The organism is uncultured Algibacter sp. (assembly GCF_947490405.1).
Classification (GTDB): Bacteria; Bacteroidota; Bacteroidia; order Flavobacteriales; family Flavobacteriaceae; genus Algibacter_B.
Window position 1 is genome coordinate 560,704 of sequence record NZ_CANLGU010000002.1, and the last position, 12,827, is coordinate 573,530.

General features: G+C 32.0%; 11 protein-coding genes. 3 read left to right on the forward strand and 8 right to left on the reverse strand.

Annotated elements, in window-relative coordinates:
* The first annotated feature begins 141 nt into the window (after positions 1-141).
* The 3 genes from Q0772_RS06375 (at position 142) to Q0772_RS06385 (ending at position 3,649) form a co-directional block, all read left to right on the forward strand.
* Positions 142-2,325, forward strand: coding sequence for a histidine kinase (locus Q0772_RS06375; protein WP_298341648.1), 2,184 nt, complete (start codon positions 142-144; stop codon positions 2,323-2,325).
* A 2-nt stretch (positions 2,326-2,327) separates the two neighbouring features.
* Positions 2,328-3,062 carry a LytTR family DNA-binding domain-containing protein gene (locus Q0772_RS06380; RefSeq protein ID WP_298341651.1) on the forward strand — a complete coding sequence of 245 codons (735 nt, stop codon included), beginning with the start codon at positions 2,328-2,330 and terminating at the stop codon, positions 3,060-3,062.
* Between the two features lie 71 nt (positions 3,063-3,133).
* Positions 3,134-3,649, forward strand: coding sequence for a gamma carbonic anhydrase family protein (locus Q0772_RS06385; protein ID WP_298341655.1), 516 nt, complete (start codon positions 3,134-3,136; stop codon positions 3,647-3,649).
* 143 nt (positions 3,650-3,792) lie between these two features.
* Here the strand turns inward: Q0772_RS06385 and Q0772_RS06390 are convergent, their stop codons facing one another.
* From Q0772_RS06390 to Q0772_RS06425, 8 genes are all read right to left on the reverse strand, one after another.
* Positions 3,793-4,896, reverse strand: a complete 1,104-nt coding sequence (locus tag Q0772_RS06390) for a hypothetical protein (RefSeq protein ID WP_298341658.1) — start codon at positions 4,894-4,896, stop codon at positions 3,793-3,795.
* Between the two features lie 4 nt (positions 4,897-4,900).
* Positions 4,901-5,680 (reverse strand): glutamate racemase, encoded by a 780-nt coding sequence (gene murI, locus Q0772_RS06395; RefSeq protein ID WP_298341663.1) that lies wholly within the window; start codon positions 5,678-5,680, stop codon positions 4,901-4,903.
* Between the two features lie 66 nt (positions 5,681-5,746).
* Entirely contained in the window at positions 5,747-6,247 is a 501-nt protein-coding gene (locus Q0772_RS06400; RefSeq protein WP_298341665.1) for an OmpH family outer membrane protein, read from the reverse strand.
* Between the two features lie 30 nt (positions 6,248-6,277).
* Entirely contained in the window at positions 6,278-7,375 is a 1,098-nt protein-coding gene (locus Q0772_RS06405; protein ID WP_298341668.1) for an OmpH family outer membrane protein, read from the reverse strand.
* Between the two features lie 172 nt (positions 7,376-7,547).
* Positions 7,548-10,199, reverse strand: a complete 2,652-nt coding sequence (bamA, locus tag Q0772_RS06410; RefSeq protein WP_298341671.1) for an outer membrane protein assembly factor BamA — start codon at positions 10,197-10,199, stop codon at positions 7,548-7,550.
* Positions 10,132-10,872, reverse strand: a complete 741-nt coding sequence (locus Q0772_RS06415) for an isoprenyl transferase (protein ID WP_298341674.1) — start codon at positions 10,870-10,872, stop codon at positions 10,132-10,134. Before Q0772_RS06415 ends, bamA begins: the two co-directional genes overlap by 68 nt.
* Position 10,873: 1 nt before the next feature.
* Positions 10,874-11,560 carry a DUF6089 family protein gene (locus tag Q0772_RS06420; protein WP_298341679.1) on the reverse strand — a complete coding sequence of 229 codons (687 nt, stop codon included), beginning with the start codon at positions 11,558-11,560 and terminating at the stop codon, positions 10,874-10,876.
* A 362-nt stretch (positions 11,561-11,922) separates the two neighbouring features.
* Entirely contained in the window at positions 11,923-12,807 is an 885-nt protein-coding gene (locus tag Q0772_RS06425; protein WP_298341682.1) for an NAD kinase, read from the reverse strand.
* Between the last annotated feature and the right edge of the window lie 20 nt (positions 12,808-12,827).

Here is a 12,827-nt window from a genome sequence, read left to right on the forward strand (position 1 = left end):
GAGTAAAGAGGACCTTTTATTGAGTAAACAAACCTCATGATTATGTAAACTCATCTTTTAGCCAATGAAAAGTGTAATTTTTATAAAATCAACATTTTAATAAACCAAGTAAAGTGCGTAAGTTTATCTACTCGAATCAGAATGAAAGATATTTTCACATATTTATTTACTGTTTACCTCTCAATGGGGGTGATGTTGTTATCAGCTCAGGTTGATGATAATTTTAATAATCAAGTACCAAAATTCACTGTTAAAGGTTCCGTGGTTGAAAGTGATACCCGAGACCCTATTCAGAATGTAAATGTTGAGGTTAGTGGTGGCGCTTATACCACAACTGATGTATTTGGAGAATTCAAAATAGATGTTAGGAAAGGAGACGAACTTATTATTCGTCATAAAGATTTTGAGACCGTATATCATATCATTCGAAATGATGATAAAATACAAGTACTAGTTGAATCCAATGAAGATGAGAATATAAAGAAGCTTTCTAAGTCGAAAAAAATATCACGCTCACGAATATCTGAATCATTTAAAACGTTGATAGACTCAGCAAAAACGTATTTAAAAAAAGATGCTAAAAAAAGTATTCAATTTGTTGCTGATGCTCTAACAAAAAGTAAATCTTCAAAAGAGAACAGTGAAGCTTATCAAGTTTTAGGAGATATTTATTCGCATTGGAATCAGCACGACTTAGCTGTTTCAAATTATAGAATTAGTCTGCAAAATTCTAACTCAAACTCTGTAAAGTTGAAATTGGCAGGTGCTTATAGAAAAAATAAAAATTATCAAGAAAGTATTGAAACTTATAATGATATAGATAAGAGCCGTTTGTCCAACTGGCAATTAACAGAATTGTATGAGGGTTTAGGAGATGTTTATCTTTTAACTAAATCCTACAGCCTTTCAATAGGTGCTTATGAGGACGGTTTAAAAGTAGCCCAAGTACATACAATAACACCAAAAATTACTGATTTAAATTCAAAAATTGCCCAAGCTTATAATGTAAAAGGCGAACCAGCGAAAGCACAATCATTCTTTAATAAATCGATGGAGTTAGCCAGTACAGAAAACAAAAAACGTGCTGTTGAAGAAAAAATTAAAGTAGCTGATTTTGAAAGTGAAAACAATAATTTTTCTAATGAAATTGAATTACGTAAAGAGGCTTTAAATACCTTGAGCGAAATAGAAAGTGAATCAGATGATATAGAAAGCCCACTAACAATACAGAAGCAAAACTATAAGATAGGTAATGCCTATGCATCACAACGAGATTTTAATAATGCTATTCCGTATCTGCAAAAAAGTATAGAAGAGGCTAGCAATAAATCAGATTTAGTTGTTAAGAAAGATGCCACTAGAAAACTATCAGAAGTTTATCGGGATGCAGGGCAATTTAACGAAGCTTTGTTGGCTTATCAAGATTATGTAGAAGTACTAGATAAACTTTATCGAATAAAAGAACAAGAGATTGCCCAAGCAGCTAGGTTTAGTAAAGATATCATCAGTAAACAAAATCGTATTTTAAGTTTAGAAAGTGATAGGGAACTCTCTGAAAGTAAATATCAACTGTCTGAAGAGCAAGCTAAACGACAAAAACTCATCATTTACTCCTTAATCGGTGGTTTGTTTTTATTATTAATGACAGCCTTTTTAATGTTTAAAAACATCAAACAACAACGATTAGCGAATAATTTACTAGCCCTAAAAAGTTTGCGAAGCCAGATGAATCCGCACTTCATATTCAATGCATTAAACTCAGTAAATAGCTTTATCGCTTCAAATGATGAGCGTACAGCAAATAAATACTTAACAGACTTTTCGTTATTAATGAGAGCTGTTTTAGAGAATAGCGAAGAAGATTTTATTTCCTTAGAAAAAGAAATCAAATTATTAGAGCTTTACACAAAACTCGAGCATTTTAGGTTTCAGGATAAATTTGATTATGCTCTAAATGTAGATAAAAACATAAAGGTTGAAGATTTTGTTATTCCACCTATGCTACTGCAACCCTACATAGAAAATGCTGTTTGGCATGGACTGAGGTATAAAAAGACTAAAGGTTATTTAGAAATTGCAATAACTCAAACCAAACCAGTCGAAATAAAAATCATGATAACAGATGATGGTATTGGACGTAAAAAGTCTAAAGCTTTAAAAACCGAAAATCAACAAAAACAAAATTCCAAAGGCATGGGGAATATTAAAAAACGGGTCTCAATTTTAAATGATATGTATAAGGATAAAGTTGATGTTTTTATTGATGATTTTCAAGATGAAGATGATACAGGAACAAAAGTGGTTGTAACGCTTAAAAAAGATTAATAATGAAACTAAACTCAATCATAGTAGAGGACGAAGAAACCAGTAGAGAGATTCTAAAAAATTATCTCAAAAAATACTGCCCAAATATTAACGTTTTAGGAGAAGCTTCAAATGTTGAGGAAGCATTAGTTTTAATCAGAAATCACGATTTAGATCTAGTATTTCTTGATGTTGAGATGCCTTATGGTAATGCCTTCGATTTGTTAGATAAAGTAGGCGATGTAAATTTCGAAACCATTTTTGTTACTGCCTACAACCATTATGCTATTGATGCCCTAAATGCACATGCAAGCTACTATTTGATGAAGCCCATTTCTATAGATGAGTTAATTAAAGCAGTGGATTATGTGACTGAAATTAAAACTAAAGAAGACGCTCTACAAGACCAAGTGTTAGTTCCTAAAACACATAATGTTGAAGGTAAAATTACCATACCACAGTTAGATGGTTTTGAGGTTTTAAATACCTCAGACATCCTATATTGTAAAGCAGATGATAATTACACCGAAATTTATTTAAACACCAGTAAAAAGAAAATCGTTAGTAAAACACTTAAATATTTTGAAGAGGCTTTAACAGATTCAGGTTTTGCTAGAATACATAAATCCTATTTGGTCAATGTAAATGAGGTGGTTAAATATGTAAAAGGAAAAGGGGGAAGCGTTGTGCTTAGTAACGGAAAGCAAGTGATGGTTTCAGCATCAAAAAAATCACAATTACTATCGTATTTTAAATAAGATATAAAATTAAAGCCGTTTGTTAAGTAAAGTATTTGCTCCTCAAAAAACTAATAAATTCACATTAAACTATGCCAATAATAAAACCAGTAAGAGGAAAATCTCCTATAATTCCAGACGATTGTTTCATAGCTGAAAATGCCACCATAGTTGGCGAGGTTACCATGGGAAGCCAATGCAGCGTTTGGTTTAGTGCCGTTGTTCGCGGCGATGTAAATTTTATAAAAATGGGTAATAAGGTCAATGTTCAAGATGGAGCCGTCATTCATGGGACCTATCAAAAATCAGGGACAACCATTGGTAATAATGTGTCTATAGGGCACAATGCCCTAGTACATGGCTGCACTATTCACGATAATGTTTTGGTTGGCATGGGAAGCATCATTATGGACGGCGCAATTATAGAAAGTAATAGTATTATTGCCGCAGGTGCAGTTATTACTCAAAATACAATCGTTAAATCCGGAAGTATTTATGCTGGCGTTCCCGCAAAAAAAGTAAAAGATATCAGTAAAGAGCTTATTGCAGGAGAAATCAATCGTATTTCCGATGCTTATATTAAATACTCAAGTTGGTTTCAAGAATGACTTGTCATCCTGAACTTGTTTCAGGATCTCAACATTAGTAAGGTTTATTTTTATGGCGTTACCACAAGGGTCGGGCTTTCGGCAGTCGCTCCTTCCTGCGTCAGGGAGCTTCAACAAATGCCTCAATCCCTAACGCAAAAAAATTAGTCTAATTTCAATATTGATTTAAGTTGATTTTTTTTAACTTTTTTAAAACCTACTAAATACTCTCCATTTTTATTAAACCTAACCGATTTTTTGTAAGCATAGTAAGAGCCGTCATTTATCCCAAAACAAATAAAATGGAAACTTCTATTGATTGGAATTATTAGTTCATCTTTGTAAAAGCTCACTAAAGTATTGTTTCTTTGATCAATAAGAAATGTTTGGACTATTTCAATATTTGGTTGAAAACTTAATTTAATCACCACTTTTTCCTCTTCAGGTGCAAATTGGTCTATATTTATCCAACCTAATTTTTCAATTTCAATGTTATTATAAAAGCTTTGGGTTATAATTTGATATTGTGATATGTCAGATAGAAAGTCTTTATAGTTTCTCCAAGACTTTAAGTTTGAAAGCGTGTCATTTACAAAATAAATACTGTCTGTTTTTGGGTGTTTTAACTTATATTCATTTAAAGTTAAATATCCTAACGTGTCAGAAATGAAATAATCTTCGACAACATCAATTCCGTAATCCCTTGTTAATGTTGAATCAAGTTGACTAGCTAAAGTATAAAAAATTGAAAAATATTTTTTTTCATCAAGTTTTAAATTTGATTTTTCCCAGTTTAAATTTCCAAAACCATCTCTTTCACCATAAAATAATTGCATTCCAGTTTTATTGATTGATTTTGGGAATACAACATTTATAGTTTTACCTTTTTTTAAAGTTAATGATTCTCCTCCTTTTTTAGCTAGTATGTCTATTTTAAATGCACCACCAGAAATCAACCATTTGCCATTTGAGACTGTTTGCGCATTTACATACAGTAAATCCTGTTTCGATGTTAGTTCTATCAAATTAATTTGCAAAGAGTCTGTAATTGTTGTGCCATTTATGAGACCTTCTAAATCTTCTATTTTAAAAGTTAATTTAGTGCCTTTATTTCCTGTTATGCTAATTATTGAATCTGGAGGTAAATTAAATTGTTGAATTTGTTCAGTTTCAAAGTTTATTGCATTTTTTAAACGCTCATTTTGCTTGTCATTATTACAGCTTAAAAAAAGCATCAATAGAAAGAATACAAGAATCGAGTTTTTCATAATATTAAAAATCTAGATATTCAATATCAAAATTGCCATCTAAAAGTGATCTCATAACATCTAGATTTCCGTTAGTGTAAAATTCAAGTTTAGGTTTTAGCATTTCAGAATTCAATAAATTATGCTGCTCTAAAATAGTTTTAGTTTGTCTAGCAACAGCTTCACCAGAATCAATAATTTTAACATGTTTAGGTAACAAGTCTATAAGAATAGGAATTAAATATGGGTAATGTGTACATCCTAAAACCAAATAGTCAATATTGGCTTCAATCATAGGTTGTAAATAAACCTTTAAAAGCAATTTCATTTCTTCGGAATGAAGTTGGTTACTTTCTATAAGTTCAACTATACCATTGCCAATTTGTTCAACAACTTTGATGTTATTTGCAAAAAGTGTAGAAGTTTTAGAAAACAGCTCACTACTTAAAGTGCCTTTGGTAGCTAAAATACCAACGGTATTTGTTTTAGTTTGTAGGGCAGCAGGTTTTATAGCTGGCTCAATACCAATAAATGGGATGTTGTAGTTGGCTCTCAGATATTCTATTGCATTTGTAGTAGCAGTATTGCAAGCTACAACAATAAGTTTACAGTTTTTACTTAGTAAGTGTTCCGTATTTTTAACACTTAAATCTATTATTACATCTTTACCTTTTGGTCCATAAGGCGCATTTTTACTATCTGCCAAATATATTGTGTTTTCGTTGGGTATCAAGCTATGGATTTCCTTCCAAATGGAAGTGCCTCCAACGCCAGAATCAAAAATACCAATAGGTTGTGTACTCATAGTAAACAAAAATAAAAAAGCTGTCTTTAAAAGACAGCTTTATATAATTTTATTGCAATTTAATTTTTAGATGCCTAATTGAGCTTTTACCTCAGCAAGAATATCAGTTCCGTTGGCAACAATTAAAGTAGCTCTGTCTAAAACATATTCGTAACCTTTAGCTTTAGCTACCTCATTTATAGCTTTCATAGCTGCTTCTTGTATAGGTTTAAATAATTCAGCTTCTTTTTCAGCTAAATCTTTTTGAGCATCTGCTCTAAATTGTTGAATACGTTGTTGTTTTTCTTGTAGTTCAACCATTCTTTTTTGGTTTTCCTCAGCAGTTTTTGTGCTAGCTTCAGCATCATACTGCTTTACTGTATTTTGATATTCAGTAATAGAAGCTTGAATGTCTGTTTGATAAGTTTTACCTAAAGCTTCAATCTCAGCTTGTGCTGTTTTAGCTGCTGGCATTGCTGCAATTAATTCCTGTGTATTTATATGTGCAACTTTACTTTGTGCTTGTGTAAAGCTTACTGTTGCAATACATAGTACAGTTGCTAATAAGAGAGTCTTAAATTGTTTCATTTTTAATGGTATTAAGTGTGTTATAAATTATTAATTGTTTTTGTTTATACTGTCTTTCGCTTTTTGACGATCTTCTAATATTTTCTTTTTTCTGTCCTCCAATTCTTTTTTTCTTGCGGCTCTTTCTGCAAGTTTTCTTTGTCTGTTTTCTTCAATCAGTTGTGCTTTTGTTTTTGTTGCACCTTCGTCTTCTTTTTTAGCTTCAGTGTTTTCAGCATTATTATCTACTTCATCTGTTTTTGCAGCATCATTAGGTTTGTTTCTAGCATCTAATTTTGCTTGCTTCGCTTTTTCTCTTTCTTCTAATATTTTTGCACGTCTTGCTTCAGCTTCTTTTTTCTTAGCCTCGCGAGAGGCTAAAATTTCTTGACGGCGTTTTTCAACAGCACTTTCTCTGGCAGCTTTCTTTTCTTCTAAAGCTTTTTCTCTAGCTTCTTGCTCTTCATTTATCTCTGGTAACAATTCTTCTTCCTTAGCAGCTTTACGCTCTGCTTTGGTTTGCGCTTGTTTACGTTTTGATGATCTTGTTATACTTCTTAATATTTGCTCACTAACATCTAGAGATTTATTAGAGTATAGCATTGTTGTTTCTGTCTTGTCTAATATAAGATCATACTTTCTGCCTTCAGCCATATCTTGAACTGCTGCAAAAATTTGATCTTGAATAGGTTGCATGAGTTGTTTCTTTTGAATGAATAAATCACCATTTGGACCAAAACGTTTTTGCTGATAATCTAAAATTTCATTTTCTTCAAAAGTGATGTCCTCTTCGCGTTCATCAATCAATTCTTTAGTTAAAAGCGGTTTTTCATTGCTTAAATTTTGTCGCTTTTGTTCCACAGCAGCTAATTTAGATTGAATCTCATTTTTCCATTTTTGAGCTTTATCTTCTAATTGTGTTGTAGCTTCTTGATATTCTGGTACATTTTCTAAAATATACTCAGTATCGATGTAAGCAATTCTAACCCCACGTTGTGCATGTGAATAGAAACTTAGCATGAAAACTAGTGTCAATAAAAAAAGAACGTTATTTTTCGTGTAATAGTTGTTATTATTCCTAACGGTTACACGTAAAATCCATTTAGACATCTTTCTAAATGATTGAATTTTCAATAATGGATTTTTCATCTGTTTAATATTTTATAATTCATGACTTATAAATTCTAAAACGACAGATGATTTTTTCTGCCTTATCGAATCTTATCTTCAAAATTAACGAAATATAATCTTAAAAATTTTAATTCTCATGCAAATCATCAATGTGTTATTAGAAAATATCGTGCCAAAGTAAATTTTTAACTTAAAACTGTTGTCCAATTATAAAGTGAGTTTCCCATCCGTGTTTGGTAGTTTGCCCAGGTAAAGGATCGAATCCATGACCAAAATCAATACCTAATAAACCAAAAGCAGGCATAAAAATGCGAATACCTAAACCTGCTGATCTATTGATATTAAATGGATTAAAATCTCTAAAATTGTTATAGGATGATCCACCTTCTAAAAATCCTAAAGCATAAATTTTTGCTGAAGCTTTTAATGTAATTGGGTAGCGAAGTTCTAAAGAAAATTTATTATAAATGGTACCACCATCTTGATCTGATAAAGATTGATTTGGGTATCCACGTAATTGAATAACTTCTCTACCATCTAAAGCAAAATTACCTAAACCATCTCCACCTAAGTAGAATCTTTCAAAGGGGATATCTCCTCTAGCGTTATTATATGCTCCTAAAAAACCAAACTCAATTTTTGGCCTTAGAACAACATTTTTTGTAAGTTCTGTATACCATTCTCCAGAAAATTTAACTTTATAAAATTCTAACCAACTAAAGCGTTGTTGGTCTATTTCTGCTATTCTTGTAGAAGCATTTGCTCTAGCTACTTCTGTAGCATTTGCATCTGCTCTTATGGCGTCATTAATATCTCGTTCTTCTGCTAAAGCTTCATAATCTACATCACTGAATAATGAATATGGTAGGGATAGTTTTGCTGTAACATTAAAATTCGAACCACCTGTTGGGAATATAGGATCCACACTAGTATTGTTTCTACTCAGGCCAACCGTATATGACAAGTTATTAGAAAATCCGTCGCCAAAAGTAAATAAGCCAGTATTGTAGTTATTTAAATCGTAACGTTGGTAACTTATGGCTTGAGATAATGTAAAATAATCATCAGGTACTGACAAGCGTTTTGCTAAACCAAAAGTAATTCCAGTAATATTAAAACTTCTACTTTTATCGGCATTTCTTCTAAGGGGATCAAATAAAAATTGTTTTGTATGAGATAAAGATGATGAAAATTGTACAGGGCGTTTCCCTCCTAGCCAAGGTTCAGAAAATGAAAAACTGTAAGTTTGGAAAAAACGACTAGCTTGCAAACGTAATGCTAACTTTTGTCCATCTCCCATTGGGATAGGCTTGTATGCTTCTTTATTGAATATGTTTTTAATCGAGAAATTATTGAAAGATAAACCTAGAGTCCCAATGAATCCACCACCACCATAACCACCTTGTAGTTCAATTTGACTAGATCCAGTTTCTTTAACTGAATACTCCATGTCAATGGTTCCTTCAACAGGATTCGGGTTTATGAAATTTGGAGAGATTTCTTGAGCATCAAAGAATCCTAATTGTCCAAGTTCTCTTACTGTTCGAACAACATTTGCTTTACTGTATAATTGCCCAGGTCTAGTTCGAAGTTCTCTATATATAACGTGGTCGTTGGTTTTATCATTTCCAACTACTGAGACAGAATTGAAATAAGCAGGTTTACCTTCAGATATTCTAACTTCAATATCAATAATATTGTTGTCTGCACTTACTTCTACAGGGTTGATAGTAGAAAAAAGGTAGCCGTAATTTTGGTATTGGTTTGTAATATCTAAAGCATCAGGTTTTGTTTCATCGGCAATTCGCTTTTGCAATAATATACCATTATAAGTGTCTCCTTTTTTTATACGCAAAAGTCGACTTAATTGTTCATCAGTGTAAACCGTATTACCAATAAATGTGATGTCTCCAAACGTATAGGGCTCTCCTTCATTAACATCTATAACAAGCGATATAGTTTTATCATTGTTATATATAATACTGTCTGACAAAATTCTCGCATCTCTGTATCCATTTTCTTTATAGGTATCAATAACATGACCCAAATCGGCTTGATAAGACGAATCAATAAATTTAGAACGTTTAAGTATTCTAATTCGGTTAATTTTTTTAGTGCCTTTCATACTTTTTCTAAGCTTTTTATCGCTTAAAACCGTATTGCCGTTAAAACTTATATCTTTAATTTTTACTTTCTCTCCTTTATCAATATTAAGAACCATGTTTACCCTTGCAGTTTCAATAGAATCTTGAACCTCTATGGTATTGATATGGACTTTGGTATTTAAAAAACCATTTTTTTTGTATTTTTTTACTAAAAAGTTTTTTGTAGTTGTTATTAAATTTTCAGTAACTTTTGTTCCTTTATTTAATTTATTATCTTTTATGATACCTTCCTTTTTGCCCTTTTTTACACCGTTAATTTTAAGTTCATTAAGTTGAGGTAAATCGGATAGTTTTATTTGAAGATTTGCTACATTACCATCTACATTTATGACGTAAACCTCTATGTCACTAAATAATTTAGAGTTCCAAAGTTTTTTAATAGCTTTACCAATATCTTCACCAGGAATAGTTACTTCACTACCTTTTCTCAAGCCAGAATAAGTGATTATAGTTTTTTCACTAAAAGTTGTGTTTCCAGCAACAGATATTTCACCTATGGTGTATTTTTTTCCAGTACTAAAGTTTGAATTCTGTGCACTTAAATTAAAGTAACTAATAAAAAATATTAGAGCAAAACAGTACTTTAAAAATGTAGATATAGATGTAATTTTAACTAAGTTGTTCACTTGTTTTCCCAAATCGTCGTTCTCTTTTTTGATATTCAATAATAGCTTCATACAAATGCTGCTTCGTAAAATCCGGCCATAAAATACTTGCAAAGTATAATTCGGCGTAAGCAATTTGCCATAATAAAAAGTTACTTATACGTTGTTCCCCACTGGTTCTAATAAGCAAATCTACATCTGGTAAATCTTGCGTGTAAAGATGCTCATTTATAATTGATTCATCAATTTTATCGGGCGAAATTATATTATTTTTAACTTTAATACTAATTTCTTTAACAGTGTTTATGATTTCTTCCCTTGAACCATAACTAAGTGCAAGGGTTAAAGTCATTCTTGTATTGTTTTTAGTGTTTTCTATCACCTCAAAAAGTTCTTTGTATACTTTTTTAGGTAAGGTATTTAAAGACCCAATTGCGGATAACTTTATATTATTGTCTTGAAGTGTTTTTATTTCTTTTTTTAGTGATGATACTAAAAGTTTCATCAAGGTTTGTACCTCTAGTTTCGGTCTATTCCAATTTTCTGTTGAAAAGGCGTAGAGCGTTAAATTTTCAATTCCTAATTCTGCACAAGCTTCAACAGTTCGTCTAACAGATTTTGTGCCATTTTCATGTCCAAAAGCGCGTAGCATTCCTTTTTGTTTTGCCCAACGCCCATTACCATCCATAATAATAGCGATGTGTTTTGGTAATGCTTCAGTAAGAATACTATTTTTTAAATCCATTTTATTCTACGCAATAGCATGGGTTTTCCCCAAAAGTATAAGTTAATGTAATGCCTGAGAATACATACCAATCGTTATTGTTTATGTTTCCAAAACGTTGTGACTGTAAAGATTCTCGCTCTGGAACACTACCATCCAATTCATCTGAAAAAGTATACCGCGCTCCAATTTCAAACCCCAAGATAAAGTTTTCTAAGAAATTAGTTTTAAATCCTAGCGCCATAGGAATACCATAAGCCCAACTTGATGTGTTTTCTGATGTTTGTACACCACTTGCAAAATAATGATTATCATGGTGAGCTACCGTTATACCTGAGTATAAATAAGGTGTTCCTAATTTTTCACCAGAATGTAAGTTGAAATCAAGAAATGTAAACTCCATACCTAATGAAATTTCTGTGATTTTACTTGAAAACTCGTAGCCTCTTTGAATTCGTCTTGGATCATCTGAATCTTTATCTATACCTTGAAGTTCACTAAAGATTACTGATGCTCTGTATGAGTGTCTTTTGCTTCTATTCCATTTATATAATCCACCAATGGCAAATTGATTTGGCGCTATATAATCGGTTGCACCTACATCTCCAATAAAATTACTGCCACCTAGAAAAACGCCTATTTCGTTAATTTGAGCAGTGCTTAATTGGGTGCTTAATATGCTTAATATCAATATGGTTAAATGCCTCATAAATATTCAAAAGTTTGCAAATATAATAAATAAGATTAGCCAAATGTAATTTGGGCTGAATTGTATTAGTGTAAAACAGAAATTCTTTGAAATTATTGTTGTTTTAAGATTAGAATAGCATTTGGAATGACTTTAAAAATGGTGGCTAAGCTTGCAGTTTTGATACTGAATTTAGCGGATAGATGCGTTAGGGATTGAAACGACATCCTTTTTAAAGTTTGAAATACTATATTTTGATTGTTGCCTAATATGCTTGAAAGGTAGTTATTTTGTGTTCTTTATTAACGATTAGGTTTTAAAAAGATATAGTGGAAAGCCCGACCCTCCCTATAGCTATCGGGATTAAAGGGTAACGCCAAAAATTAATTTCGTTTGTCTTCTCCCCAAAGGAGTTTTTTTCTTAGGGTTTGTAGGAAGCTTTCGTTTAAGAGGTCAATCATTTTTATTTTAAAATCGGCTTTTTTAATTTTTATGATTGTGCCGTTGTCGAGCGTTGCAATTCTTGAATCTAGAGATATGAGGTGTTGTTTTTCTCGTCCGTTTACGCTGAGTTGAATTTCAGTACTGTCTGGAATGACTAACGGGCGTGCGCTTAAGTTGTGCGGAGCAATAGGGGTGAGTACAAAATTGTTTGCGCCTGGGGTAATTACAGGACCACCACAACTTAATGAGTAGCCTGTGGAGCCTGTTGGGGTTGAAACGATTAGACCATCGCTCCAGTAGGAGTTAAGAAATTCATTGTCTAAATAGGTATCTATAGTAATCATGGCCGTGGTGTTTTTGCGGCTCACTGAAACTTCGTTTAACGCGAAATTCATAGATTCTATATCCTTGTTTTTTGATGAGGTTTCAACTGCTAGAATGCTACGTTCGGAAATTCGGTATTTACCGTCTATGATATTTTGTATAGCTTTTTCAATAGCATTTACTTGAATTGTAGCTAGAAAACCTAGGCGCCCTGTGTTAATACCAATAATAGGAATACCCAAATCTTTAACAAACATGGTGGCTCTTAAAATGGTACCGTCACCACCGATACTAACTAAGAAATCAAAACTTTTATCTAGCTCAGTAAATGTTTTGTAGTTGCTATAGTCTTTTATATCATGAGGCTCTTTATCTATTAGTTTATAAAACTCCGTTTCTATGTAAGCTTCACTACCTTGGTTTTCAAGATATTTAAAAAGCGTTTCAACAGATTTTGGTGTAGTAGTGTTATAATATCGTCCAAAAATGGCAACTTTCATCTATTCGAAATTTTAGTACA